The organism is Nitrospira moscoviensis (assembly GCF_001273775.1).
Classification (GTDB): domain Bacteria; phylum Nitrospirota; class Nitrospiria; order Nitrospirales; family Nitrospiraceae; genus Nitrospira_D; species Nitrospira_D moscoviensis.
In genome coordinates this window covers 4,298,254-4,324,330 of sequence record NZ_CP011801.1, presented here as the reverse complement: position 1 = coordinate 4,324,330, position 26,077 = coordinate 4,298,254, and the positions used below count along the sequence as shown (strand labels likewise).

At 62.6% G+C, this 26,077-nt stretch carries 26 protein-coding genes and 1 tRNA gene; 18 read left to right on the top strand and 9 right to left on the bottom strand.

The genetic code is table 11. The annotated features are described in order from the left end of the window. Positions 1-14: 14 nt before the first annotated feature. Positions 15-91, top strand: a tRNA-His gene (locus NITMOv2_RS21045). A 17-nt stretch (positions 92-108) separates the two neighbouring features. Here the strand turns inward: NITMOv2_RS21045 and NITMOv2_RS21040 are convergent. The 4 genes from NITMOv2_RS21040 to NITMOv2_RS21025 all read right to left on the bottom strand — a co-directional run bounded on the left by NITMOv2_RS21040 (position 109) and on the right by NITMOv2_RS21025 (position 5,412). Continuing rightward, on the bottom strand, positions 109-2,181 hold the full coding sequence (locus tag NITMOv2_RS21040; protein WP_053381722.1) for a cadherin-like domain-containing protein: 2,073 nt from the start codon (positions 2,179-2,181) through the stop codon (positions 109-111). 248 nt (positions 2,182-2,429) lie between these two features. Next, on the bottom strand, positions 2,430-2,789 hold the full coding sequence (locus tag NITMOv2_RS21035; protein ID WP_053381721.1) for a PilZ domain-containing protein: 360 nt from the start codon (positions 2,787-2,789) through the stop codon (positions 2,430-2,432). Between the two features lie 73 nt (positions 2,790-2,862). Continuing rightward, positions 2,863-4,437 (bottom strand): secretin N-terminal domain-containing protein, encoded by a 1,575-nt coding sequence (locus NITMOv2_RS21030; RefSeq protein WP_053381720.1) that lies wholly within the window; start codon positions 4,435-4,437, stop codon positions 2,863-2,865. 237 nt (positions 4,438-4,674) lie between these two features. Beyond that, positions 4,675-5,412, bottom strand: a complete 738-nt coding sequence (locus NITMOv2_RS21025) for a hypothetical protein (RefSeq protein WP_053381719.1) — start codon at positions 5,410-5,412, stop codon at positions 4,675-4,677. Between the two features lie 375 nt (positions 5,413-5,787). On the opposite strand from NITMOv2_RS21025, the gene NITMOv2_RS21020 reads away from it, so the two are divergent. Further along, a complete protein-coding gene (locus NITMOv2_RS21020; RefSeq protein ID WP_053381718.1) occupies positions 5,788-6,255 on the top strand; it encodes a hypothetical protein in 468 nt (155 codons plus the stop codon). Positions 6,256-6,300: 45 nt separating this feature from the next. On the opposite strand, the gene NITMOv2_RS21015 is transcribed toward NITMOv2_RS21020, so the two are convergent. Genes NITMOv2_RS21015 through NITMOv2_RS21005 form a run of 3 tightly spaced genes read right to left on the bottom strand, consistent with a single transcriptional unit; the run spans position 6,301 to position 8,404 of the window. After that, positions 6,301-7,242: a GGDEF domain-containing protein gene (locus tag NITMOv2_RS21015; protein ID WP_053381717.1), complete on the bottom strand. Its 942-nt coding sequence runs from the start codon at positions 7,240-7,242 to the stop codon at positions 6,301-6,303. After that, a complete protein-coding gene (locus NITMOv2_RS21010) occupies positions 7,239-8,075 on the bottom strand; it encodes an HDOD domain-containing protein (RefSeq protein WP_053381716.1) in 837 nt (278 codons plus the stop codon). Before NITMOv2_RS21010 ends, NITMOv2_RS21015 begins: the two co-directional genes overlap by 4 nt. Beyond that, entirely contained in the window at positions 8,072-8,404 is a 333-nt protein-coding gene (locus NITMOv2_RS21005; protein WP_053381715.1) for a hypothetical protein, read from the bottom strand. The genes NITMOv2_RS21010 and NITMOv2_RS21005 overlap by 4 nt, the downstream gene beginning before the upstream one ends. Before the next feature lie 375 nt (positions 8,405-8,779). Between NITMOv2_RS21005 and NITMOv2_RS21000 the strand changes: the two genes are divergently transcribed. After that, complete coding sequence (locus tag NITMOv2_RS21000) at positions 8,780-12,784, top strand: tetratricopeptide repeat protein (protein ID WP_145976465.1); 4,005 nt, start codon at positions 8,780-8,782, stop codon at positions 12,782-12,784. 15 nt (positions 12,785-12,799) lie between these two features. Here NITMOv2_RS21000 and NITMOv2_RS20995 read toward each other — a convergent pair whose 3' ends face one another. Next, entirely contained in the window at positions 12,800-13,693 is an 894-nt protein-coding gene (locus NITMOv2_RS20995) for a class I SAM-dependent methyltransferase (protein WP_083448278.1), read from the bottom strand. A gap of 333 nt (positions 13,694-14,026) precedes the next feature. Between NITMOv2_RS20995 and NITMOv2_RS20990 the strand changes: the two genes are divergently transcribed. From NITMOv2_RS20990 to NITMOv2_RS20940, 11 genes are all read left to right on the top strand, one after another. Next, the gene (locus NITMOv2_RS20990) at positions 14,027-14,629 is read left to right on the top strand and encodes an RNA polymerase sigma factor (RefSeq protein WP_053382188.1); all 603 of its coding nucleotides are present in this window, start codon (positions 14,027-14,029) and stop codon (positions 14,627-14,629) included. Further along, entirely contained in the window at positions 14,626-14,979 is a 354-nt protein-coding gene (locus tag NITMOv2_RS20985) for a hypothetical protein (protein WP_053381713.1), read from the top strand. Before NITMOv2_RS20990 ends, NITMOv2_RS20985 begins: the two co-directional genes overlap by 4 nt. After that, positions 14,960-15,274 carry a hypothetical protein gene (locus tag NITMOv2_RS20980; RefSeq protein ID WP_053381712.1) on the top strand — a complete coding sequence of 105 codons (315 nt, stop codon included), beginning with the start codon at positions 14,960-14,962 and terminating at the stop codon, positions 15,272-15,274. The genes NITMOv2_RS20985 and NITMOv2_RS20980 overlap by 20 nt, the downstream gene beginning before the upstream one ends. Next, positions 15,271-15,801 carry a DUF3106 domain-containing protein gene (locus tag NITMOv2_RS20975; RefSeq protein ID WP_053381711.1) on the top strand — a complete coding sequence of 177 codons (531 nt, stop codon included), beginning with the start codon at positions 15,271-15,273 and terminating at the stop codon, positions 15,799-15,801. Before NITMOv2_RS20980 ends, NITMOv2_RS20975 begins: the two co-directional genes overlap by 4 nt. Positions 15,802-15,871: 70 nt before the next feature. Beyond that, entirely contained in the window at positions 15,872-17,353 is a 1,482-nt protein-coding gene (locus NITMOv2_RS20970) for an amidohydrolase family protein (RefSeq protein ID WP_145976464.1), read from the top strand. Positions 17,354-17,498: 145 nt separating this feature from the next. Beyond that, the gene (locus NITMOv2_RS20965; protein ID WP_053381709.1) at positions 17,499-18,182 is read left to right on the top strand and encodes a TIGR00266 family protein; all 684 of its coding nucleotides are present in this window, start codon (positions 17,499-17,501) and stop codon (positions 18,180-18,182) included. Positions 18,183-18,201: 19 nt separating this feature from the next. After that, positions 18,202-19,335: a M48 family metallopeptidase gene (locus NITMOv2_RS20960; RefSeq protein ID WP_053381708.1), complete on the top strand. Its 1,134-nt coding sequence runs from the start codon at positions 18,202-18,204 to the stop codon at positions 19,333-19,335. Further along, on the top strand, positions 19,332-19,952 hold the full coding sequence (locus tag NITMOv2_RS20955) for a metallophosphoesterase family protein (protein WP_053381707.1): 621 nt from the start codon (positions 19,332-19,334) through the stop codon (positions 19,950-19,952). Before NITMOv2_RS20960 ends, NITMOv2_RS20955 begins: the two co-directional genes overlap by 4 nt. Beyond that, positions 19,949-20,461 (top strand): DUF3015 domain-containing protein, encoded by a 513-nt coding sequence (locus NITMOv2_RS20950; RefSeq protein WP_053381706.1) that lies wholly within the window; start codon positions 19,949-19,951, stop codon positions 20,459-20,461. Before NITMOv2_RS20955 ends, NITMOv2_RS20950 begins: the two co-directional genes overlap by 4 nt. Before the next feature lie 107 nt (positions 20,462-20,568). Then, positions 20,569-21,078 (top strand): DUF3015 domain-containing protein, encoded by a 510-nt coding sequence (locus NITMOv2_RS20945; RefSeq protein WP_053381705.1) that lies wholly within the window; start codon positions 20,569-20,571, stop codon positions 21,076-21,078. A 55-nt stretch (positions 21,079-21,133) separates the two neighbouring features. Beyond that, complete coding sequence (locus tag NITMOv2_RS20940; RefSeq protein ID WP_238590415.1) at positions 21,134-23,044, top strand: Lnb N-terminal periplasmic domain-containing protein; 1,911 nt, start codon at positions 21,134-21,136, stop codon at positions 23,042-23,044. 27 nt (positions 23,045-23,071) lie between these two features. Here NITMOv2_RS20940 and NITMOv2_RS20935 read toward each other — a convergent pair whose 3' ends face one another. Further along, positions 23,072-23,569 (bottom strand): hypothetical protein, encoded by a 498-nt coding sequence (locus NITMOv2_RS20935; RefSeq protein WP_053381704.1) that lies wholly within the window; start codon positions 23,567-23,569, stop codon positions 23,072-23,074. A gap of 209 nt (positions 23,570-23,778) precedes the next feature. On the opposite strand from NITMOv2_RS20935, the gene NITMOv2_RS20930 reads away from it, so the two are divergent. The 4 genes from NITMOv2_RS20930 to NITMOv2_RS20920 all read left to right on the top strand — a co-directional run bounded on the left by NITMOv2_RS20930 (position 23,779) and on the right by NITMOv2_RS20920 (position 26,011). After that, positions 23,779-24,480: an outer membrane protein gene (locus NITMOv2_RS20930; protein ID WP_053381703.1), complete on the top strand. Its 702-nt coding sequence runs from the start codon at positions 23,779-23,781 to the stop codon at positions 24,478-24,480. Positions 24,481-24,714: 234 nt separating this feature from the next. Continuing rightward, the gene (locus NITMOv2_RS20925; protein ID WP_053381702.1) at positions 24,715-24,969 is read left to right on the top strand and encodes a type II toxin-antitoxin system HicB family antitoxin; all 255 of its coding nucleotides are present in this window, start codon (positions 24,715-24,717) and stop codon (positions 24,967-24,969) included. After that, positions 24,966-25,250 carry a type II toxin-antitoxin system HicA family toxin gene (locus NITMOv2_RS25230; protein WP_083448275.1) on the top strand — a complete coding sequence of 95 codons (285 nt, stop codon included), beginning with the start codon at positions 24,966-24,968 and terminating at the stop codon, positions 25,248-25,250. Before NITMOv2_RS20925 ends, NITMOv2_RS25230 begins: the two co-directional genes overlap by 4 nt. Then, positions 25,247-26,011 (top strand): alpha/beta hydrolase, encoded by a 765-nt coding sequence (locus NITMOv2_RS20920; RefSeq protein WP_053381701.1) that lies wholly within the window; start codon positions 25,247-25,249, stop codon positions 26,009-26,011. The genes NITMOv2_RS25230 and NITMOv2_RS20920 overlap by 4 nt, the downstream gene beginning before the upstream one ends. Positions 26,012-26,077 lie beyond the last annotated feature (66 nt).

The following is a 26,077-nucleotide window of genomic DNA, read 5'->3' as shown; positions in this document are numbered from 1 at the left end:
CAACCTCTCGCGTGGTGGATGTAGCTCAGTTGGTTAGAGCGCCGGATTGTGGATCCGGAGGTCGCGGGTTCGAAACCCGTCATCCACCCCAATGCGTGCTCCTCCTTGTTACTTTACGATCAGTGTCACTGTAATACGCTGCGTGACTCCCCCGCCTCTTAAAGTAGCGGTTCCGCGGTAGGTGCCCGGGCTCACCCCTGCCATCGATGCAGTATGAATGATGCTGGCCGAGCCACCGGGCGGAATGGTCACGACATCGCCGGACGTTGCGACCAGCCACCAGATATTATCGTTCCATGTGACTTTCAGGTTCGTGCTTCGATTGTTCATGATGGTGACGCCGGCGTCCTGAGGAGGTCCGTTGACGGTTCCGGTATAGGTCATGGAAGCGGGGAAAACGGTAAAGGGCCCGGTTGACGCATTGACCGTGAGGGTGACCGTGGCTGACTTGGACGTCAATGCGCCGCCGGCGGCTTGGTAGGAGAAGGAGTCAGAACCGGTGAAACCGGCGTTCGGGACGTAGCCGAAGCTTCCATCGGGATTCAGTGTGAGTGTGCCGTTGGTTGTACCGGAGACCAGGACGGCGCTCAATGCGCCGCCGTCCGGATCGGTATCGTTACTGAGGACGCCGGGAGCCGGTACGGTCAACGTCGAACCGACCGGTGCGGTATAGGAATCATTGGCGGCGGTCGGCGGCTGTTGGCCGCCGCCGACCGTCAAGGTAACCGTCACGACATTCGATTGCAGCGCGCCGTCACTCACGTGATAGGTGAAAGAATCGGTGCCGGTGAAGCCGGCGGCCGGGACATAACTGAACCCGCCGTTCGGATTGAGCGCCAGCACCCCGCTCGTTGTACCGGAGACCAGGACGGCGCTCAATGCACCGCTGTCCGGGTCGGTATCATTGCCGAGGATACCGGGGGGCTGCACGGTCAGCGGTGAACCTGCGAGTCCCGCATAGCTATCGATGACGGCGGTCGGCGGGCGGTTGGTGGCGCTGACGGTCAACGTGACGATCGCAGGATCGGACGGCAGTGTGCCGTCGGTCGCCTGATACGAGAAGGAATCGGATCCGGTAAAGCCGGCGTTCGGCACATAGCTGAAGCTCCCGTTGGGATTGAATGTCAGCGTCCCATTGCTCGTGCCGGAGACGAGGATGGCGCTGAGAGAGCCGCCATTGGGACTGGTATCGTCGGTGAGGACGCCTGGCGCAGAGACCGTCAATAAGACGCCGCTCTGTGCCGCGTACGTATCGTTTGAAGCGAGGGGACTGCCCGCGTTTTGTGTATAGAGTGCCGGCCGCTCATTCCCCACCCACACGGGGTTGTGACCCCGCCCGCTCTTGTCTGTAATGTCGCCGGGGGTTGGGTTGAGATTCAAATACCAGACGCTTGATGCTCCGGCTGCGGTCGATAGGGGGCTCCCCACTTCGCTTTGCAGGTCCGACAACGACAGCTTCGTCGCATAAATCTGAAAGCCCCGGAGAATGCCGCACCAGACTTCCCCGCCCGGCGCCCAGGGCGCGTCCCCCCACGTGAGGGCGGGAGAGGGAGGATTCACGTTGTTCTTGCTCGGGGGGCTATTCCACACCACCACATGACTGGGGTCGGTGTTGGGAAGATCCCAATAGAATTCATGGTGCTTGCCCGTCGCGTCCGCCCATACCCGGAACGCCTGCGTATACCAACGGTCATAGACGACGGCGCTGCCCAACACGTCTCCGGCATCGACCGCGATTTCCCACCTGTGGGTTGACCCGATCGGTTCGTCGGGCCACGGGTAAGGATGGGCTCCGTAGTACGTATCGGCGTCCCCGTTATGCCACGTGAACGGGAAATCGTCGTTCCCCCAAAAGAATGCGGTGTAGTAGCCGCGTTGTCGCCTCGGATAGGCGCGCCAAATGTAGGTCACTCCGGCGTTGGACGGTCCATAGATGGGGAGGCCGTTCAGATCGGGTCGCGCGAACTTGAAACGCATCGTAGTGGAGACGCCGGCAGATCCGGGGAAATCGAGACCGGTGAGGGTCGACGGCGCAGCGGCTGCCGAGACGGCGGCGAGAGGAGCGGAGGACCCGTTCCCGTCTCCGCCCTGTGCACAGGCGGCGAACAAAAGGGGAGCGATCCATAAGGTAAACCGGCTCGCATGGCGTAGGGCCGACAGTTCGAACGTAAACGCATGCATGGAGAGAATTCCACGGTGAGGTGCGATGCCACTATCGGACTGTGCCCCAAATTAGGGGTTCCGGCAAGTCATAACTGTTTCGACAACCACTATCATCGTCCTGTCCTCTTGTTGTCGACAGTGAACGCCATGGAGAGTATTTACTTACGATATTGGTAGAGAGGATTCAGGAATGAGGATACTGGGAAAAGCCCTAGTCGGGGCCCTACGGTCTGCTTCCAAAATGGGGGACAGCGGGTCGGGGGTAATCAACTTGCCGTGACGGGGGCGCGTGCCGTCGACTGAATCATCAACCGTTCCCATTCCTTCCGGTCCAGCTGCTGTCGGGCTATCGACGGCAACCGGATAAACTCCACGCCGAAGGCCTGGCCCCGCACCCAGCGGATGCGTCCCAGTTCGATGAGTAGCGCCCTCGGTTGATTGGGCAGTAGCAGGCTCAGCTTGACGTAGCTTCCGATCAGCACCGTGCGATCGGTGGTGACGGCGCAACCGGTCAACGAAAGATCTGAGAGCCGACCTTCCCCGACAAACGGCGCCCCGGCGAACACGACCGGATACGCGGTGGGAAACCGACGTGAAGAACGGAATCGAAGGACGCCCTCAGACATCGCACCCCTCCAATGGGCGTCAGTGTAGAGGGTTTCTCTTGGCCTGCTCTATCCCCCGGAGGAGGGGAGCAAGCTAGGGCGTTTTGACCGGCGTCTCGGCGGGGGGAAGCGGCGTGTCGACGGGGCGTTCGAGGCGCTCGATGATTTCCTGCTTCAGTCTGGTCGGCTCTTCGATCCGGTTTTCCCGCTGCAGCACGTTCATCTCCTTGGCTTTCCGGGCATTCAGATCCGCCATGTCGATTTCGTCGCGCACGAGCTGGGGGGTCAGGAACACCAACAGGTTGAGCTTTTCGGTTTGCCGGCTTTGGAAGCGAAAGAGCCAGCCGAGGAACGGAATGTCTCCCAGCAGCGGCACTTTCCGCTCGCTGAGCGTCACGTTATCCCGCACGAGGCCGCCGACCACGAGGGTCTGTTGATCTTTCGCGATGGTGGTCGTTTCCATGGACCGTTTGGTCGTCGTAGGGCCGACGGGCACCGTGGCGGCGCCCGATCCGATCGTCTGCGCCACGTTTTCGGCGATGGCGGTGATCTCCTGTTTGATCTCCAGGCGAATGAGGTCGTCTTCGAGGACTTGCGGAGTCAGCTCCAGCGTGACGCCGACGTCTCTCCGTTCGATCGTGACCAGGGTGCCGCCCGTAATACCTTGTGCCTGGCCGGTGGGAAACGGCCGATTTTCACCGACGACGATCTTGGCTTTCTGATTGTCGGCGGCGAGGACTTGAGGTGTGGACAGGATATTCGTGTCCGTCAAACTGAGCAGCAACTGGAGAAAGCTGCGGACGTTGACGGTGTTGAGCACGGTGACCGCGCCGCCGGTCGCCGCTCCCGCCGCGACGCCGCTGATCGTCTGCGCGATGGAGGCCAAGTCTTCGGGCGCGCGATTGAATCCGCCGATGCCTTGGAACGAGCCGAACCGGCCGGCGCCGATCACCTGCAGCGGATCGCTGCCGATTTGTCTCAACCGGTCGACGGTCACTTCCAGAATGACGGCTTCCACGAAGACTTGTTTGCGTCTGGCGTCCAAATCCCGGATCACGGATTGGATTCGGGCATAGGCCGATTTCGTGGCGCTGACGATAATCGAATTGGTCGCCTTGTCCGCGAAGACTTGCACGGGCGCTTCAAACTCCGTCAGCGGCCGGATCGGCGGGCGGGCGCCGGGCGCGGTCTGGGCGACCGTCTGCGAGCGCGCCACCAGGTTGGTGAGCACCGCGGCCAGGTCGGTGGCGTTCGCATGCTTCAGCTTGTAGACGAAGACGCCCCGTTCGGGCGGCAGGTCTCCCATCTGCACGATCTGGTACACGCTGCCCTTCGGCACGACCGCGAGCCGGGCGACTTCCAAGGCCGAAACGAACATGTTGAAGGCCTGCTCCGGCGTGACTTTCGTGGGCGAAAACACGGAAATCTTGCCGCCCTGCTTCTTGACCGTTTCATCGAGCACGAAATTCTTGCCGGTCAGTTCGCTGATGAAACGCACGAACACGGGGATCTCCACATCATTGAAGTCGAGTCCGATCTTGGCCGGCTGCGCGGAGGTTCCCTGAGCCCGGAGGATTTGCGGTCCCCCGAACAGGCTGAGGACGAGACAGAGGGTCAAGAGCAGGCCCCGGCCGCCCCTGAGGCCGGCCGTCTGACAAGGATCATGCATGGTCCGGTGATTCTCCGCGGTCTTTGTGAGGGAAAGGTCCAGTTCCCAGGCAGGGGAGACCGTATCACAGGCTCCGAAGGGACTCAACCATGCCGATCCAGGTGGGGCGCCGGTCTGCACAAACATCATACGGTGCGCCACGTGACGATCGGGATGAAGACGGAGGGAGGACAGGCGGGCGGAGAGAATCTCGTCAAAGTCCCGGAAGCGGCTCGGTGTCGGGGGTAAGCGGATGGGCTAGGACTGCGAGTCCCCGTCGGTAAAGGTCGTGCTGACCGGAGCGGGCTTGTGACCGTTTTTCGCGTCGGAGGCCCCGTGCTCCTGGATCAACCGGCCGGGCGACGGGCCCAGCTTTCCCCGAGCGGCGCTCATGGCCAGGGACTTGCCGAAGTTCTCCGCCACGGCATGTTTCAAGAGGAGCCAGAGATCGTCATCGAGATCGCCGGAGCCTTCCACGAGGGTGAGCAGTTCCGCGAGCGGGTGGCGTCCCTGGGCCAGCGGAACGACAGCGGGATGGAGGTCCGGTCCCTCGTGGCTTCGCAGCGCCTCCCGGAGCGCCCGGGCCTGTGCCTGCGCGTCATCGAGCGGAGAGAACTCCGGTTTCTCGCGATGGATCAAGGACAAGATCCGGTCCAGGACGGTGAGCGCCCGCACGCGCGCCTTTTCGTCCTGCGCTTTCTTCCGCTGCGCGTCCGCCGCCAATTGCAACAGCGCCTCCAGGTCCTTCATCGATTCGATCTCGTCCGCCGGCTTCGGTGAGGAGCCGGCGAGCAGGCCGACGAGCTCGAGCGCCCGATGGCGCAACTCGATGAAGCTCCGTCGCGAGGTGGCGATCTCGTCAATCAAGCTGTCGGAGGGGAGGATGCCGGAGGTGCGGACCTGTTCCGCGACTTCCGAGAGTCGTTGGCTGAGCTGCTCGAACGCGCGCGTGACCTGCGAAAAGTCCTGTAACAAGTCTGCCTGCGACGTCTCCATGGGAGTCCTCCCTGAGGGTAAGCGTTGATCGGACAGAATGCCGTAGGTGGGCGTCCGGGTCATCGATACCCAGCGCCGCATCAGGTCGTTTCGGAGTGCCGAGAAATGGGAAGTGACTGTTCAAACTGGAACGAACCGGAATCGGAGCGAGGGAGCCGAACTCATGATCACCCGGAGGATGCGTCAACATAGTCCGAACGTCTTCAGAGCGGGCGATGCCCCCGACAAAAGAGGAGTAAGTAATTGAAGTTTCTACTACATTGCCACGATGATCAATAAGGACGGTCGCGGTTTTTTGGCTCTACGGACGTCCCGCCCAATAGACCCTACCGCGCGGGAGACGGCTCCGTAAGAGGAAGCTTCCAAGGACGATCGGTGAACAGCATCAGTGGCATACATCGTGCGATTCGCAATGCAACACGGCGGCGATTCACCGCGCACGGCGAGAGAGACGACAACAAAATGGACCGGCTGCTTCAAGAAAAAGTACAGGCCTTTGCGCAACGCCTCCTTGACGAAGCGAACGGCGATCCGGTCCGGGCGCTGGGCCTGCTTGTGCTGGTGCTCGATGGGTCGGATCTCGCGTCAGGGGAACATGCGCAGCGGCTGGTGTTGGAGGTCCGCAAAGTGCTCATGCCGGATCCGCCGGTGGAGACCGGCAAGCCGATCCAACATTTGGCCGGGCACGTGTCTTGGGAAGGCGTCCAACACTGTTTGCGCTGCGCCAAGGTGCTCGCCCGCAACTGTCATGAGCGGGGCAACGCGCTGACCGCTGGCTACGTCTATGAAATCGGTTTGCGCTTCACGTCGGACGCCTGCGAAGACTTCGAGCTCTGCGTCTAGCCCGCTTCCGAGCCGCCTGGTCGCCGCGCTGCCTTCCGGCCCCTTCTAGCTCGCCCGCTCATCCTTGACGAACACGCTGCCCGGCAGAGATTTGGCGCGCTTTTTCAGCTCGGAGGCGATCTTGCTGACATCGCCCGGATGGGTGATGCGCCGACCGTCGTTCGCCACCACCGCGATCGAAACGCTCATCAAAGGAAACTGCTCCCGGTTCCCGCGGCGGTCCACCGAATCGATAGAGCCCCGCGCTCGATCCTCGCGATCGTAGAAGTCCGGGATGACCAGATCGAACCGTTTGATCACCGTCTCACAAATCGCGTCGATCGCCGCCGGCGCGCTCATGAGCACAAAATCGTCGCCGCCGACATGGCCGACGAACCCGTCCGGTCCCGCCAGTTCTCCCACCACGGTGGTGAGAATGCGGCAGGTCACGACGAGCACTTCGTCCCCGCGCCCATAGCCGTAGCGGTCGTTGAAGGATTTGAAGTTGTCGATGTCGAGATAGGCCAGTGCGAACGGTTGCCCGCTCTCGATGCGAGCCGTCGTCTCGTGCAGGATCGTGGTATTGCCCGGGAGCCGGGTCAAGGGGTTGGCATCGAGCGACCGGGTCAGACGGCTCAGGCACAGCCTGACCCGTTGCACGACCTCCTCGGGATGAGACGGCACTGTGACGTAATCGTCGACGCCGACCGCGCTCCAATCGATGTCGTTGAGGCGGCTCCCGCGCACGAGCACGATCAGCGGCAAACGTCCCAGAAAGGGATCGTGCTTGAGCTGGTGCGCGAGCGTGTCCACCGATCGGCCGCCCGCTCCTTCGGCGGCCAGCATCAGGCAGGGCGGATCATGCACCAGCTCATGAAGGGCCATCCGCGCCGCGTCCGCTTCCACCACGCTGAAACCGGCCTTGTTCAGCGCTTGGCTGATGGTCTGGATCTCGGCCGGGTCGTGGTGCAGCAACAAGATACGGCGGGTCGAGGAGGGACGGCTCATAGGTAGTCGTCGATGGTCGCGAACTCCTCGGCGGCTTTCGCGATGCAGGCGTCCAGCGCCGCCTCGTCGAGTCCCACCAACTCCCACGCCTGCCGGGAAAGTGCCGGCACCTGGTCGTCGCCCGGATTGCCGCAGCCCCATCCCTTCACCAGCACGTCGGCCACATGGACGATCGCGGTGTGCAGCGGAGCCTCCTGCGCGGCCGCCGGCGTGTGGTGAAATTGCATCGGCTCCCGCAGCGTGGTCGGCAAGTGCCACGCATGCGCCAGCCAGCCTCCCACGTCGGCATGGGTGAGATCGAGCAGCTCCTGTTCGATCGAGAGGAGGGGGCGGTCCCCGACGCGCTGCGCCGCTTTGATGCGGGCGCCTACGTCGGCCCATTTGACATAAAGCACGACCTTGCCGATGTCATGGAGCAGGCCCGCGACAAACACCTCCTCCGGGTTTTTCATCGCTTTCCACGTTCCGAGGATTTGCGCGGTGATGGCGACGCCGAGGGAATGCCGCCACAACTGATCCATGCCCGCGTCCTTCATCATGTCGAAGGCGGTCGCGCAAAGCGTGAGCCCCTTCACGACGTTGAGGCCGAGAATGACCACCGCGTGACCGACCGAGGCGATGCGAGCCGGAAACCCATAGAAGGGAGAATTGGCCAACCGCAGCACCTTGGCCGACAGCACTTGGTCTTTTTCGATGAGCCCGCCGATTTCTTCCGCCGAGACATTGGGGCGGCCGATGGTGGAAGCCAGCTTCTGCACGACGTGAGGCAGCGTCGGCAGTTCTCCGAGCTGATCGAGTCGAGTTCGTAAGGCGGCGGCTCCGGTGTGGTTCATCTGTCGGCCGATCGGTCGGGGTCGAGCATTCCGCGCGTCGAACGGAGATGGGCCAGCAGGCGTTCGAAAATCAGGCGTTGCACAGGATCCTGCACGACGCCTCGGAACCGGCGCTCCAGACCGGCCGCCAATTCCGCCAGCGTTTGTCCGGCCGTGTCGCCGGATTCGCCCTCCACATAGACGGCCGTCACGGCGAGCGTGCTCAGCCGCTGAATCATCGTGCTGTCGAGCTGCGCGCCGGCGGCCACGACGGGAAGGCCGGCGCCGTTCACGACCGGCTTCGCGAGCACCATTCCGGGCTGCAGGTCCTCAATAACGACGCGTTTCACGCGGAAAGCTCCGGGTCAGTCCCGTCGGCAGGCGTTCCCCACGCCATGTCTCTCATCGGCCGCGGCCGGCTGTTTCTAAAGACCGTCTCTCGATTTCGATGGTCGGCCCGCCGCAGCGATCGCGGAGGGCTTCTTCACCGAAGTGTTCAAAAACCGACCAGTCCTACAGGCGCCACGGGGATAGAGGGAATGGCAAGTCTGCATGTTCTCAGCATATTGCGCGCGACGTGGGGCCGGCGGGCAGGGCACCTGGATTGCAGTCCGCTGGAAGGTTTCACCATCGCTCAGGCCAATCGGTCCGGCCGTCCCCTTTCCCAAGGGGGATCCTCCGGCGACGCGCCCTCCGAGCGAGCCGCCATCTGCTAAGGTTGTAGCGTGCGTGCAGACAAGAGAACCCCGCTAAAATCCGAGAAGAAGTCGCCGGCCCGGAGCCACAAACGGGGTGTGCTCGGCTACAGCAAAAAGAGCGCGCTGCTCGAAGAAGCCATCACGCAAATGAACGCCGGCAAATACGGCCGGTCGTCCACGGCGCTGAAGGAGTTGCTCGCGCTCGATCCGTCGAACATGGAGGCGCGGCGACTGTTTGCCACCCTCCATCTCCGGCTCGGCAGTTTGATTCCGGCCCGCCAGGCGTTTGATGCCCTTATTACCGAAGCGTTCGAGCGGCAGGACTATTGGCTCGCCGAATCCCTGTTGCGGGAATATTTGGCGGCGGGTCCGCGGTGCGTCCCCTTCCTGGAAAAGCTTGGGTCGGTGTACGAAGAGAAGGGGGATGCGCTCGAAGCCGTGACCGAGTACGGCAAAGCCATCGACATCCTGGTCGAAGATCCCGATCCGGAAAATCCGGGGCATGCGTCCCAATTGTTCGCCAAGATTCGTGAACTGGCCCCGGCGAGCCCTGTCGCGCTTCGTCTCGCGCCGTTCTTTGACGCTCAGACGGGAGAATTGATCGCTCCCCCTCCCGCCGCACAGCCTGAGACGACGGCGCCCGACGTGGCGAGCCTGGTCCAGGATTCCACGGCACTGGAACCAGTCGCGGGCCCGATGCCTTCGGAGGAAGGCGTCGAGGGACCATCCATCGAGCCGTCGATTGCGGGGCCGCCGGAACCGCCGGACGGTCTTCAAGCAACGGCCGACGTCTCCGTCGATGACACGCTTTCGATGGTTACGCCGGAGCCGCTTGTAGAGGATCGCCGAGAATCGTTGCCTGACCAGCCGCCGTCCCCGCTGCCGCCGGAAGCAGTGGAAATCACACCGGCCGGCGGGGTTCCGGCAGAAGACACCACGGCGGTCGAGTCCATTCTTCCTGAAGCAGGTCCTTCCGAACCCGAAGGCGTCCAGGCACTGGAGCCGGAAGGCTACATCGAGCAACCGGCCGGCCCGGTTTCAGGGGAGAGTCCTGTTCCCGCTCCCATGCCTTGGGAACAGGTTCAAGAGGCGACCATCGATATTCCCCAACCGGTTGCCGAAGAACCGCCCCCTCTTCCCGGCGAAGCTCCAGCCGTCCCTTCCGCCTCCGTCGCATCGTTTCCAGAAGCCGGACAAGAGCCCACGCCGCCGGAACCAGCCCGGGAATCAGTCGCGGCCACGCCGGACGCGCCGGCCCCGACGCCGAGCCTGGAGGCATTGAAGAACGGGACGTTTTCCTGGGAATCGCTGTTCAATGGCGCGTGGAAATTCGGAGACAAGTCTGTAGAAGACGCGCCTCAACCGGAGACGCAAGAAACGGGCTCCGATGCCATAGGGTCTGTCGCACCTGCGTGCGACCAGTCCGCTTCGATCAGTCCTGCTCCGGTTGAACAGGCGTCGGCGGCGGACACTGCGACCGCTTCCGCTGCTTCGGTCGCTCAGCCGATGCCGTGGGATCAAGTGCAAGACACGGTGGTCATGATCCCGCCCGCATCGGTCGACGAGGCGCCGGCGGAGGTGTCGGATACGGGCGGGACGAGCGGGCAGCTTCTCTTTACTGACGAAGCCCGTCAGCCGGAAGCCGCTGCGTCGGCGCCGCTTTCCATCACGGACGAGCCAAACGGTTCGATCGGCGAGCCACGGCCGGCTCCACAGCCGGAACCGGACATGCGCGTGGTCGGCGCCGACGAAACCGGTTCCGCCGCTGTCTCTTCCTCGCCCGATCTGAGTCAGGCCTTTGATCTGAAAGAGGAGGAATCAGAGCCGCCGTCGTTCTCGATAAGTTCGACGACGCCGGTTGTTACCGAATCGATGGGAACTGAATCGGCGGCGGATCGCCATGTGCAGGAAAGGGAAAAGGCTGAAGGCCAGCCGGCCCCGGCCGCCGTTGCACCGTCCCCGTCCGTGGAAGAAGGCTCAACGCCGGTTGCCGGACCGCAGAGTCTCGCATTTGAGCCGCCTGCGCCGTCGGTAGCGCCGGCCGCGGAGGCTTCGGCCCTTCGGGGTGCAAGCAGCGGCGCGCCGGTCCACTTGGAATATCCATCTTCTCCACCAGACCGCCCCGCCATGCCCGAGACGCCATCACCGTCCACTCATGCTCCTGCGCCGCCTTCTGTCGACTTGTCCCATTGGAGCACCGGCGAAGTGGCGATCCAGCCGCATCGACCATCCGCGAAGAAGAGAAAGAAAGCTTCCCAGCCGGAGCCCGAGCTTCCAGCCGAGTCTCTCACCCCTCATGAGCCTCCAGCGGCGGAAGAACCGAAGCCGTCGCCCCCGCTGCTCCAGGAATCTGCGCCACTCCCGCCCGATCCACCACAGGAAGAACCACAGGAAGAATGGATCAGGACCGGCGAGGCGATCCGCTTCATCGAGTCGCTGCCTCCCGTCGCGGTGGAGCCGGCGCCTCAAGTGTTCTCCCAAGCGGAGTCGCGCGCCACGGGGTCCGTCTCGACCGCCGCGGCGGCCGTCGATGTGCTGTTCGAATCCTCCGGCCGCTTCACGAAGACCGCCGCCCCGGAGCGTCCCTCGAAAACCAAGCGGCGCAGAGTGGGAGCGGCGGTCTCCCGTATCCGCATCGCCGTCACGATCTTCGTCGGATCCTGTTTTTCGACGACGCGCGCCGTCACGATGTCGCTCCTGGCGCTCACCGTCTTGTTCTGTGCGATGGCTGCGCTCACGGTCGGGGGAATCGGGCTGGCCTGGCTCATCATGGAACAGCCTCCGTCACCGGCGTTCCACAGCCTGACGACGCCGCCGCAACGGACCTTGTCGGATCCGAGAAAAAACGGGTACCTGCTCCTGCTGGGATTCGACGCCCCGCCGGGCTCCGACCCTCTGCAGGCCGGTTATGAACGGAAACCGGACGGAGCGGAGGCGGCAAGGGCGGCCGCCTGTCTGGGGTGGCCGGGTGACGGAGGCGGGGTCGGGCCGGCGAATGCGTCGGAGAGTGTGGCGAGCGGATGGTTTCGGGGAAGCGATCCGGCCGGCCGGTTTCTGTCCCATCAAGACACGATCAAGGGCTGGGCCGGTCAGGCCGAGCCGGCCTTGGCCCGGTACAGACAATGGCTCAAGCTGCCGTTCGAAGATTGGGGATACGGCCAAGCCATGAGCCCTCCCTGCGGCGCTATCCTCTTTACCCATCGGCTCTATCTGGCCGACGGGTTCGTGCAGGGATCGGAGGCCGGGCTGGACCGGCTGGAAGCCGACATGGAGGCCTGGCGCATCGCGCTCGGTCAGGCCAAGACGCTGCCGGTCAAGACGATGGCGCTGCAAGCCATCCATGACAACATCGCCGTGGCGTCCGGTCTGCTGGTGAAACCGGATTTTGACGGCAAACACCTGGGACGCCTCGCCAAGATGCTTCGTCCGCTCGATCAGGTGGAGCTCTCGATTCGATGGCCGATGCAGAGCCAGCTGGTCTCAGCCGCCAAGACATTCGCGGCTCGGCTCAAGGCCGAACAGGGCGAAGATCCGCCGCTCTATGCCACCATCGCCGCCGCGCTGCCCTTGCCGAAGCAGCGCCGGTTCAACGACTACGCGGCCTACTACGAAGCCTCCTACAAGGCCGCGGGGGAGGGCCGGTACGGCTCGATGCCGAAGTGGAGCTACTACATCCGGTACCCCGCCGCGTCGTTGTTGGACTACCTCGGCAACCCGATCGAAAACATCATCGGCCTTGAACCGTTGGCTGCGTGGGATCGCTATACCGGCCTGGTGGTCGATACGGACGCGCACTTGCGCCTCGCGAGTCTGCAAGCCTGGCTGCGCCGGGGTCCTCAGGACGCCGATCTCCTGGCCCGCATCGCAAAGGCCGGCCAGAATTTTTACGATCCGTATACCGGGCTCCCCATGCTGGTGAATTTGAAGAAGGGCGTGATGTACAGCGTGGGCCATGACGGGAAAGACCAGGAGGCCGATCCGCTGGATGATATCGTCGTGGCGATCCCGACCTCATCGTTCCGCGGAAGGTAGTCTCCGGCAGAGCGTCTACTCACCAGCCGGGATCCCGTGCCTGCGCGCCGTCCCGGTTTTTTCGAAGACGAACTCGTTGCACCCCAGTCCGACGCCCCCGCACTTCATGCGGCGCAGGATAAAGTGCCGTTCTGTGTAGAAGTCAAAAATCTCTTCCGGTTTCGCCACTTCATACGGGTACCCTCCGATCCAATCGAGGGTGTCGTGCCAGCGGCTCATGCCGCGGTATCCGCTGGAGCCCCACGTTCGGAGGTAGTGGCCGGCGTTGCCGGTCACCAATGAGCGCAGGGCCTCCTTGATTTCGCCGGGTGTCGCGACGGCGACGGCGTAGGGTATGCGGAGGGGTCGAGGCAGCCTATTGTACAGACGCTTGATGCGGAGCCACCGGGCGCTTTGTGTCCCGGTGTCGTTATAGATGGCGACAAACAGCAGGCCGCCTTCGACCACCGGACGATGCACCAGATCGAGCGCCCGCCACATGGCTCCCGTGTGATGGAGCACTCCCCACGAATAGACGATGTCAAAAGAGCCGAGGGAAGAGAGGTAATCGGCGTCGAGCGCCGAGTGCTGTTCGATGCGCCAGTCGGCGGCATTCACGGCGTACCGTCTGCGCAGCTCTTTGGTGCAGGCAACCGACTGGGGATCAAGGTCGAAGGAATGGACGCGCGCACCCAGCCGGTGTGCCGCCAAGCTGAACAGGCCGCTGCCGGATCCGACATCCAGGAAACGCTTTCCAGACAAATTGGGAAGCCCCAACATCCGGCACAGGGACTTTTCCGCCGATGCAATACGGTCTTCGTTCAGCACATCGAGGAAGCGCGCCCAGTTTTCTCCGAAGCTGAATCGCGCCTCCTTCTGCGCGGTGTCCTCCGCCTGGCCCTCTATGTGATCATAAGTGGTGATGCTCATTATTCTGACCTCCGATGTGGCGCTCCCCGATCCGGATTCACTGCCGATTTGTAGCCGTATTCGAAGGCATCCTCGCATGGTTGCCATACTAGGGACTCACCTGGCCGACTGCGCTCACATCCCTAGGGCATGGCGCTCTCGGTGTCCGTTTCGTCGCCGTGGCTGTGTGCGATCTGTCAACAGGACGGCGGCCCACACGTTATTCACCGGTAGCGGTCAGCGAGAGGGTGGCCGGAAAAACGGCTTGACCGGCGGCGGAAGCGGCACGACAATCCCGGCCAGGTCATGGCGTCCTCGTCCGGGTGCAGACGTGAGGGAAAGGCCATGTCGGCGATGGATCTGGTCATACTGGTCCCGGACCATCGTGTGCCTGTGACGAGGAGGTGCTCCACGCTGGAGGACAGTCGGGCCCTCGACCGGTTTCTCGCGTCTGTCGAACGCCGCGCGTTCCGCATGGCGTTCATTGCCACGGGGCAGGAAGAAGACGCGCACGATCTCGTCCAGGATGCCATGCTGAAACTGGTCGAGCGCTATGCCGGATGCGGCGAAGCCGGGTGGGCGCCGCTGTTCCATCGCATCCTGCAGTCGAAAATCCGCGACTGGTACCGCCGGACCAAAGTCCGGAGCCGGTGGCGGTTGTGGCTCGGGCGCGGCGATGAGAGCGAAGAGGCGGACGATCCGCTGGAATCGATCGCGGACACGGCGACCCCGTCGGTCGAGCATCAGGTGAAAACAAAACAAGCGGCCGCGGCGCTCGAGGAGGCGCTGCGATCGTTGCCGCTGCGGCAGCAGCAGGCGTTTCTGCTGCGGGCCTGGGAAGAGCTGGACGTGGCCCAGACGGCGGCGGCCATGGGCTGCTCCGAAGGCAGCGTCAAGACGCATTACTTCCGGGCGGTCCAAACCTTGAGAAAACGATTGGGAAGTCACTGGCCATGAGCCACGAATTTCATCCAGACGCGCAGGCATTCGTTGCGCGGGCCAAGGCCGTGCTCGATCGTTCGGTGGAGGACCTCGACGCCGCCGCTGCGCGCAAGCTGCAGCGCGCCCGTGTCGTGGCGCTGGAGCGGCGCCCGAAGCGCGGACGGCGGGCGGCGTGGATCGGCGGACTGGCGGCCGCCTCGCTGGCCGCGCTCGCGCTGGTGCTCTGGCTCGCGCCGCCGGCTCCCGAGCGTCAAGCCGCGGTGCCGCTCGAGGATTTCGAGCTGATCACGTCGGTCGAAAACGTCGAGCTCGCCGAGGATCTGGACTTTTACCACTGGTTGGCCGATGACGACACCACCGGCTAGCAAGCTGTTGATCCTGCTGGCCGCAGCGGTCTCGTTGGCCGAAGCGGCGCCGCGTGACGCCATGCCTGCGCCGGATGCCGACTTTCTGGAATTCTTGGGCTCCTGGCATGTAGGAGACGAGCGCTGGATCGATCCTTTTCAATTGGACGATCCGCCCGGGATCGGAAGTAGCGGGCGAAGCCAGGATGCGACAAAGGACGAAGGCGCGAGAACCCGCCAGCCAACCGGTCCACAAGACGATGCCCGGCCTCGGCAGTCCGACCGGAGTCATCCTCGGCGGGATGTGATGCCATGAAGCTGATCATTCTGACTATGAGTGTGTGGCTGGGCGGCGCCGCGTGTCTCTGGGCGCAGACGGAGAGTCAAGGCGTGCCCTGGGAACAGCTCACCCAAGAAGAGCAGGCCCTCTTGCAGCGATTCAACCAACAATGGGATCGACTGCCGCCGGAGCGGCAGGAGCGGCTGCGCCACGGCGCGCGGCAGTGGTCCGCGATGACGCCGGACGAGCGCGATCAAGCGAAGCAGCGCTTTCAACAGTGGAAGCAGCTCCCGCCGGAGCGGCAGCAACAGCTGCGCGAGCGGTTCCAGCGATTCCGGAACCTCCCGCCGGAGCAGCGGGAAGCCATTCGCGATGCCCGGCGCTGGTTCCGGTCGCTGCCGCCCGAAGAACGTCAAGAGATGCGGCGGCGGTGGAAGAACATGACCCCCGACGAGCGCCAAACCTTTCGCCGGCAGTTCCGCCGCAGCTTCCGCGGGGAAGGGTCCGGCGCACCGAGCAATCAGATGCCGCAACGCGACCGCCCGTTCCGTCCGGGCCGCTGATCCATGCCGGTCCTTGACACCGGGCGGCCTCTTCCACAGAATCACCGCACGTCTTGACTGCGGGTATCCTGTGTCTACGCCAACACCAGCTTCGCATCTTCGGTCGGCTCGGAAGGGAGCGACCTGTCCGTGCGCCATCCCCACGCGTGTCGTCTCCAACGAAGAATTCGCCCCGTTCGGGCAAACGGCGGGTCAAGCCCACGCCGAGCATGTCGCGGCGTCGCTGGCCGCGCAGGCCGCCGCGCGTTGCGGCCTATCCCGCCGGGACTTCTTAAAAACCACCGGCGGCATGGCGGCGGCCTTGATGGCGATGAATACGGTGTTCGGGCGGTTCTTCGACGTGGCCGGCGTGGAGCTGTTCGAGCCCGCCGCTTTCGCCGAGCAGCAGGGGGCGCCCTATTTTATCTTCGACGTGCAGACGCACTATGTCAGCGCGCAGTACGATCCCGCGGACGCCGAGGCGGACCGGAAAGGCGCCGTGTCGAAACAGGCGTTGCTCTCGCTGAGGCGCCGCGCGCGCGAGAGCGGGCTGAATCCCAAGCTCAGCGCCGATCGCGGCACGATCGAGGATCTGTCCTGGCGCAACTTCATCAAAGAGGTGTTCCTCGACAGCGAGACGGCCGTCGGCCTCATCAGCACCCCGCCCGGGCCCTATCCCCAGGACGCCGTCGTGCCGCCGAAGGAGATGGCGCACATCCGCGACGAGATCAACCGTCTGGCCGGATCCCAACGGATGCTGGCGCATGGGCTCGCGACGCCGCAGCTCGGCGCAGCCGATCGGGACTTCATGGCGCTGCAGGCCGAGACCCTCAACGTCGACGCCTGGAAGTGCTACACCGGATCCTGTCCCAAGGGATTCGACCATGGCTGGTGGATGGACGATGAGTCCGTGGCCTATCCGATGCTGGAGCAGGCCCGGAAGCTCAACGTCAAGCGCGTCTGTGTCCACAAGGGTCTGCCGCTGGGACCGGTGCCCGACTACAACCATCCGAAGGATCTCATCCAGGCCGCCAAGGATTTTCCCGACCTCGACTTCCTCGTCTACCATTCGGGCTTCAAGAGCGCCGCGACGATCGAAGCGGTCTTTGCCGAGACCGGCGAGATTCCCTGGACCACAGAATTCTGCCGCATGAAGCAGCGGGAACCCGGCATCCGCAACATCTATATGGAGCTCGGATCGACCTTCGCCCAATTGGTGACGCTCCATCCCGCGGTCTGCGCGCATCTGCTGGGACGGATCCTACAAGCCTTCGGGACCGATCATGTCTTGTGGGGGACGGACTCCATTTGGTACGGCACGCCGCAATGGCAAGTCGAGGCTTTTCGGCGGTTTCACATTCCGGATCAGCTGGTCGAGCAGCATCGTTATCCACCGCTCACGCGCCAGGTGAAGGAGCAGATTTTCGGATTGAATGCGGCGCGGGTGTTCGGCATTGATGTGCAGGCCAAGCGGCATGAGCTGCCGCAGGACGTGCTGGGACGTCTACGCATGAGTTACCTGGAAGAGGGGCCGGGGCCCAGCCGACGGGTGTATGGGTGGGTGGCGGGATGAGCGCAGGTCCTGTCAACGAGCACCGGCGTTCACGCGTCCTCGCACCCCGCCCGGTGTAGGGCCCCGCTGCGGGCGCGTGAACGCCGGTGCTCGTCGCCACCCGCTCTATGATGGGACAAGAAGAGGGAGAGGAGATGACAAGAAAATGAAAAGCGAGATTTTGTATCCCGGCGCCTTTCCGATGGTACGTATCGAGCTGGCGGCGGGGGAGCACATCAAGGCCGAGTCAGGGGCCATGGTAGCGTCCTCGCCGACGATCGACGTTGAAAGCAAAATGGAAGGCGGGTTTCTCGGCGCGCTATCGCGGAAGCTGCTCACCGGAGAAAAGTTTTTTTTCCAGACGCTGCGCGCAACTCGCGGTCCGGGAGAAGTCCTGCTGGCTCCGACCGTGCCGGGCGAAATCGTCATCATCGAACTCGACGGCGTGAACGAATACATGGTGCAGAAGGACGGTTTCCTGGCCGGCGCCGAGGCGGTCGCCATCGAGAGCAAGATGCAGAGCCTGAGTCGAGGCTTGTTGGGCGGCGAAGGATTGTTCATCCTGAAAATCGGCGGCAAGGGCACGCTGGTGTTGAACAGCTTCGGGGCGATCCACAAAATCGAGCTGAAGCCGGAGCAGGAATACATCGTGGACAACAGCCACCTCGTCGCCTGGTCGGCCACCACGTCGTACAGCATCGAGAAGGCCTCTTCCGGCTGGGTCGCGAGCATCACGTCGGGTGAAGGGCTCGTCTGCCGCTTCCGCGGCCCCGGCGTCGTCTATATCCAAAGCCGCAATCCCGGCGGATTTGGCAACTGGATCCGGCAATTCATCCCCGTCTCTGAGTAAACCCCTCGTTACCTCTACTATGAGACCCAACGCGCTCTGCTTCGGCGACGACTTTCCCGCCAGCGGCGCGCCTTGTATCGTGCACGTCGAAGGGCACGGACTGACTCTGACATTGGGGGCAGAGGACCCCGTCGGAGAATCTGAAACGGTGCCCTTTTCGGCCCTGACCGTGTCGGCCGGCGGGCTGGATCACGATCATCTCGTCATCACATGGAAAGCCGAGCGAGGCGAACGGACGCTCTATCTGAAGAGTCCGGAGCTGATTCGCGCGTTCCGGCAGGCGGCGCCGGATGAGCTGAGTCTGCCGTTCGAGCGGGCGGCGCACCGTGTCCGGCAAGTGCGGCATCGCCGGCGAATGGTCTGGACCGCCGTCGGGGGGGCGATCCTGGCGGTAGTCTTCGGGCTCTGGTTCGGCTCCGATCTGCTGGTGGAGCTGGCGGTGGACCGCATTCCCGTCGAATGGGAGCAGAAGCTGGGCGAGTCGGCCTATCAGGACTTCCTCGCGCGGCACGACGTCATGAAGGAGGGCCCGGCCGTCGCGGCCGTCGAAGAAATGACGCGGCGCCTCACCGAACAGATTCCCGACAGCCCCTACAACTTCACCGTGACGGTGGTGAAAAGCGACGTGGTGAACGCATTCGCCTTGCCAGGCGGCTACGTCGTCGTCTTTACCGGACTGATGAAGAAGGCCGAGAGCGGCGAGGAGGTGGCGGGCGTGCTGGGCCACGAGCTGAACCACGTGCTGCAACGCCATGGGCTGGAGCGGATCGTGAAGAACCTCGGGCTTCTCACCGTCGTCGCGATCGTGGTCGGCGATCAGCAGGGACTCGTCGGTCTCATGCGGCAAGTCGGCGTGGAATTGCTCTCGCTCAAATTCGGCCGGGCGCAGGAAACGGAGGCCGACCTCACCGGTCTGCGGCTGCTCCACAAGGCCCGGATCGATCCCCGCGGCATGATCACGTTTTTTCGGCGGCTGTCCGAGAAGGACGAAGGACGCGTCGAGCTGCTGTCGACGCATCCCATGAGCCGGGCGCGGGCGGAGCGATTGCAATCCGAGCTCGCCGCACTGCCCAAGACGACCCCGGAGCCCTTTACCTTCGATTGGGCGAACATGCGGGCGACGCTCGGCGTGCAACCGGAGCCGCAGCCATGAAGAGGGACCGCGCAATCCGCATCGGCGTGATCGCCGATACGCACGGCCTGTACGATCCGGCGGTCGAAGCCCACTTCGCGGGCGTGCGGGAAATTCTGCACGCGGGCGACATCGGCGATCCGCTCGTCCTGCGCCGCCTGCGCAAGATCGCGCCGGTCGTCGCCGTGTCCGGCAACGTCGACGACTACGAACAAAGCGGCTTCCCCCGGCAGCGGCTCCTGCGGCGCGGCGGCGTCCCGATCGCCGTGCGCCATGTCCTCTATGAAAAGGGACAGATGACGAAAGACGCCCGGGCCTGGCTGGATCGTGCACGGCCGGCCGTCTGCGTCTTCGGCCACAGCCACCGGCCGACGATCGAGCGGTACGGTGGCACGCTCCTGTTCAACCCCGGCTCGGCGGGGCCGCGGCGGTTTTCATTGCCGCGCGGGATAGGGCTGCTCACTATTTTACATGGCGGAGTGACACCGCGCCTGATTTCCTTGCCTGACCGATCCGGGGCGGAGGGTCTTCGTTCAGAGGGTTATTTCTGGCGGAATAGAAGCAGGTCCGGTACGGTAAAGGTTACCAAGGACAGCAAGTCGTCTAGCCGGATCAAACAAAGGAGGGACAATTCATGAGAGTACGGGGCACCGTGTTCCTGGTCATTCTTCTTGGCGTGGCGCAGACCGGCATCGCCGCTGCGCTCGGAAACCCCGACAACGGGCCGGGATGCGGGCTGGGGAAATTGGCCTGGTCCGACTACGGCGGGCAGAAACAAATCGCACCACAGGTCTTTATGGCCACCACCAACGGAACGTTTGGCAGTCAAACGTTCGGGATATCCTCCGGCACATCAGGATGCACCAATGACGGCGTGATCATGAAGAACAAGCATATCAATCTCGCGAGCGGCGCGTTTGACAGTCTCAAGCAAGAAATGGCCCAGGGGGGCGGAGAGCATCTTGCGGCATTGGCCACGCTGCTCGGAGTCCCGGATGAAGAGCAGCCCGTGTTCTTCTCCTTGGTGCAGGAGAAGTTCGCCTTGATAGTTGAGTCCGAGGACATAACGCCGATCGCTATGCTGCAGGCCATGCAGGACGTCATGGAGACGCATCCGGTCCTGACAAAGGTGACGATGAATCGCTGACCGCAGTGATGCATGAGCGCAAAAAATGTGTCAACAAATCATGCGGGCTGCGCTATAATCGGCCTCCTGGGTAGCATTGATACTTAACCATATCAGGAGGAGGACTTATGGCGAAGAAAGTGCTTCTGTGCTCTGTGGCGGTGCTCTTCGGCTTGCAAGCCGGCCTTGCGATGGCGGCCAATCCCGATACCGGACCGGGGTGCGGACTCGGGAAGCTGGCTTGGAGCGATTACAAGGGCCAAAAGGAAATCGCGCCACAAGTCTTGATGGCGACTACGAACGGCACGTTCGGCAGCCAGACCTTCGGCATCAGCTCCGGAACATCGGGCTGCACCAACGACGGCAAGATCATGGCAGAGCACAAAACGACCGTGTTCGCGTCGCTGAATCTCGATGCCCTCTCCGCCGAGATGGCTCAGGGACAGGGCGAGCACCTGGCTTCACTGGCGTCGTTGATGGGGGTGCCGGCGGAGAACCACGCGGCATTCTTCGCCATGACCCAGGAACGCTACACGTCATTAGTGAAGGCGGGTGAAACGTCTCCGGTGGCCCTGGTGAAGGCACTCAATGATGCGATTGCCGGCCATCCCGTCCTCGCGCGCGTCTCGTCCCGATAAGCATCGTCAAGGGCCCTGGCCTGCAGGCCAGGGCCCTTGTTTTGTCCTCTCGCCTTTGTGGCTGTTTCCCGCGCTTGTTGCATCCGCTCTCTCGTTCATCGTCGCGCTCACCATCGGAGATGCGTCCGGCGCGGATGACTATGCGGCGCAACTCGTGGCCCAGGCCCGCGAGCACAAGCTCGCCGATGAGCGGGAGTGGCATCTCTTGCTGCATTACCGGCCGGGCCTGTTCGGCGGCTATGAAAGCGAGCAGGACGATCCTGGCTTCTTTTTGTCTCCCACCGGTAAGACGGATCCTGAAGCCGAGCTCGAGTCCACGCTCAGACAGTTTTTTTCGACCGACCTCGTTGGCCGCTCGCAGCAGCCCGCACAATGTGCCTTCGTCGCCCGCTACCACTGGCTCAAGACCCGGTTGAATTTCGACGCCGCGCGCCTCCCGCCGCTCGCGTGCGATCGATTCACACGGTGGTATGAGGAATTCCAAGCCGAATCCATCACGCTCATCTTCCCCTCGGCGTTTTTGAACAACCCGGCCTCCATGTTCGGCCATACCTTGCTGCGCGTGGATCAGAAGGGGCAGACGGAGCTCACGCGGATTCTCGCCTACACCATCAATTACGCGGCCGACGTGCCGCCGGACGCCGGGATCGCCTATCCCATCAAAGGCATTTTCGGCGGCTATCGCGGGTACTTTTCGACCATTCCGTACTACCTGAAAGTGCAGACGTACCGGGATATCGAAAATCGGGACATCTGGGAATACCGGTTGAACTTCACGCCGGATCAATTGCGACGGCTGTTGATGCACGCGTGGGAACTGGGCAACGCCTATTTCGATTATTTCTTCTTCAAAGAGAATTGCTCCTATCATCTGCTGGCGTTGCTCGATTATGCCGATCCGACGCTGCACCTGACGGATGAATTTCTCTTCTGGACCGTGCCGGCCGACACGGTGCGGCTGATCGCCTCCAAACCCGGATTGGTCGCCGACGTGGCCTATCGACCCTCCCGCAGCAACGTCATCCGGAGAAAACGCGAAACGCTGTCTGCGAGCGAGCGCCGGTTGGCGCAACGGATTGCGCACGACACGGCCGAAATCCAGTCACCCGCATTTGCCCGCTTGGATCCGCCCAAACAGGCGTTCCTGCTCGATCTGGCCTCCGACTATCTGCGGTATCGCATCGATACGAGCGATGCCCCGCCGACCGAGCTGAAGGATCGTAATCGGGAAGTGCTGACTGCCCGCAGCCGGCTTCGCATTCCGTCCGAGCCGTTCGCCGCCGTGCCGTTTGCCCAACGACCGGAATTGGGCCACAAGACGTCCCGCGCGTCGGTCGGCGCCGGATGGCGGAACAACGACACCTTCGAAGAGCTCGCCGTGCGGGCCGGCTACCATGATCTCCTCGATCCGGAAATCGGCTACACCCCCGACGCGCAGATCGAACTCGCGTCCATCGCCCTCCGCCGTTACAACCGCGCCGACCAGGCGCGGATCGAACGGGCCACGCTTGCCAACGTCATCTCCCTGCTGCCGATCGACGCCGTCTTCCATGCGCCCTCGTGGAAGATCAACGTCGGCATGCAGACCATCCGCTATCGCGACTGCCGCCTGTGCAGCAACGGGGTGGTGAACGGCGGCATCGGCGGCGCCGTCGAATCGCGCTGGCTGAAACGGGAGGTCTGGTTTGCGTTCGGGGAAGCCGAAGCGAATTACAGCGGCGCCTATGACGAGCGTCATCGCGTCGGCGGGGGGGGAACCGCCGGAATGCTGGCGGACCTGACGGATCGATGGAAGATCATGGCGACGGGGACCTATCTGAAGTATCCCCTGGGAGACAAGTCCGACGACTTACGCTGGTTCGTCGGCTCGCGTTTCACACTGGCCCGGAATTGGACCGTCAGGGTCGAATACCAGCACCGCGACCATGACGATGATGTGGTCCTGAGCATCCAAGCATTCTTTTAGTCCGGCACGCAAATGCCGCAAGCGTCATCATTGAGACGCAGGTGCGGAGGCCGGGGTGGCATTGATCTCGGGTTGGGGTCGCTTAATGAGCTGCTGCTGTGCCTCCTCCGCGGCTTTGAGTTCGGGGGAAGGAGGCGGTGGGCGATAGCCCTTTATCTCTACTACTCGGTCGTCAGGACCATAGACGATCTGAGTTTCTTCATCGTGGCCTTGGAAGACCTCAATGAGGCTGAAGATAGGTTCCGCCAGACCGATAGTTGCCAGATCATAGTAAAAATAGAGGGTCGCCCTCGCACCATTCGGTGAATTTCCCATTTCGTACTTGTAAGTGTCTTCCTTGTTGCCGTTCTCGAGGACTTTCGATGAAGCGGGCGTACCTAGCTGAATTTCTGCCTGCTTTCTGGTCGACCCCACTTCAAAGGCATCGAAATTCGGTTCAGGATGGCCGTTAAGCGCCATGGCGATCGAGCATCCGGACAGCAAGGCAGCGTAAAGCAGCAGAGCCAGTTTCGTCCAAATCCCCACGATAGACCTCCCTTCCGTTCAGGCATATGTCCCGCGTGTCGAGGAATGCGAACAGTCCTTATAAAGAAAATCATGCGCCATGGCAAGGCATTTAGTGTCCGTCATCAAGGTATTTCATTCTAGGCCTAGGCCCAAGATGTGCCTCTGTGGTAACATCGCGCGTTTTCCTAACAGACTTCATGGTTCTTAACTTTGGCGAGGAGGAATGTATGAAAAGCGGTTCTCGTCGGATTATCGGTACCACGATGCTCATGGCGGTACTGGTGCAGGCAGCGTTCGCGCAGGCGGAAGCACCCCCGGCCGGCGGACCAACGCCGACATCCGCCTCCCCGCCGAAAGCGAAGAATGAATTTTATGGCGCCTTGTCCATCTTAGGCACCATACCGATCGATGAGAATCTGGATGTCGGCGGCACAGCCGTTCCAAACACTAACGTGAAGGGCTCCGTCGGCGCTGGTCTCAAGGCGGGAATCATCCCAAAGTTCACAAATGGAATGGTGGGTGTCGAAGGGGAAGTCTTCGGACATGGGGGGAACGTCACCGCGCCGCAGGCTCAGGGAGATCTGGCAGTCATTAATTTTATGGTCAATGTCATTGCGCGCTATCCCGGAGAGGTGATCCAGCCTTACATCGGGACAGGGATCGGAGTGTCAGCCGGACAACTGAGCGATGCCAACATTCGGGCTGGATCAAGCCAATTGACCGGTAAATCGACCGATGGAGCGTTTGCTTATCAATTCCTCGGTGGTATCCGTGCATATGTGACAAAAGGAATCTTCTTGTTCGGTGAATACAAGTACTTTGCCGCCAACTATAAGTGGGAAAGCGAGGGAATTGGCACGGGAAGTCCCGCGACGAAATTGGATTTCAGAACTCAGATCGTTTCCGGCGGGATCGGGATCTCCTTCTGAACTCGCTTGTCTCGGCAGGTCTTGGCATGCCGCATACATCTTTCCGCTTCAAGCCCTTTCGGGTACTCTCATCCCGTGAATTTCCTCGATCAACACTTAGCCTACATCCCGAGCCGGTGGAAGAGCGGGACCGGCGCGGGATCGGCCGGCTGCCGCTGGAGGCCGGTGTGCTTGTGAGTTTGACATTGTCTCCGGACGTTTCTACACTACCGCAAATTTTGATGGGGGCTGGCGGTGAAGGGGAATGAATATCGGTACACGGTCCTGTTCGAGCCTGCCGAAGAGGGGGGCTATGTGGTGACCTGTCCCACCTTGCCGGGCTTGGTTACGGAAGGTCAGTCACTCGAGGAAGCTCGGGCCATGGCCCAGGACGCCATTCGGGCGTATCTGGAAAGTTTGCGCAAGGACGGCCTTCCTATTCCTCCTGATAAGCCGATTCGTCTCGATCCCATCAAAGAGGAATTGACCGTTGGACTTGACGCCGCGTGAGTCCGCGGCTCCCACCTCTCAAGCCCAAAGAAGTTCTCCACGCCCTGGCGAAAGCCGGATTTGTTGTCCACCATACGCCGGGCAGTCATTACATTCTCAAACATCCCGACAAGCCGGCTCTCCGAGTGACGGTGCCTTCCATTACAGGGAGCTCTAACGGAGGACGCTTGATTCAATTGTCGAGCAGTCGGGGCTCTCCCTCGAAGAGTTTGAGCCCTGCTGTAGGACGCTCCCGTCGTTCGCGGCGCCATCGCCGGCAGGAGAGAGCAATTGACCGATGAATCTCCTCGACCAACTTTTCGTCTACCATCCCGAGCCGTGGGAAGAGCGGGATTGGCGCGGGAGCAGTCGCCTGCCGTTGGAAGACGTGTGGTTTCCGGCGGCCGATGGGGCGCGGCTGTTCGGCTGGTACGCGGAGGCGCATGCGACGAGCGCCGTGCTGATCTGGTGTCATGGAAACGGCGGCAACATTATTCACCGGCTGGAAAATCTTCGATACCTCCATCAATTGGGCCTGTCGGTGTTCCTGTTCGACTACCGCGGCTACGGGAGGAGCCAGTCGCTCCGTCCCACCGAAAGCGGGCTCTATCACGACGCGCTGGGCGCCTACGACTATGTGACGCGGAAGAGACTCGTGCGGCCGGAACGGCTGGTTCTCTTCGGCCGCTCGCTGGGCGCCGCGGTCGCAGCCGAAGTGGCGGTGCAAAGGCCGGCTGCGGCGTTGATTCTCGAATCGCCCTTTCCTTCGGTCGAAGCCGTGGCGCGATACTACTACGGCGGCTTGCCGGTGCATTGGCTGCTGGGCGCGCAATATCGATTGATCGATCGACTGCCCCACCTCTCGCTGCCCAAGCTGATCCTCCACGGCGATCGCGACCGGATTATTCCGATTCAATTCGGCCGGCAAGTCTTCGAGGCGGCGAAGCCGCCGAAAGAGTGGTACGTCATTCACGGCGCTGACCATAACGACACGTATCAAGCCGGCGGAGGCCCATACTTCCGGCGCATCACCGAGTTCATTCGAGACAGCCTCGGTCGTTAAGACGGATCCTTCTCAAATCAAACGCAAGAACAAGTTGGCGATTCGCCGGACATTTGGTACAGTGCG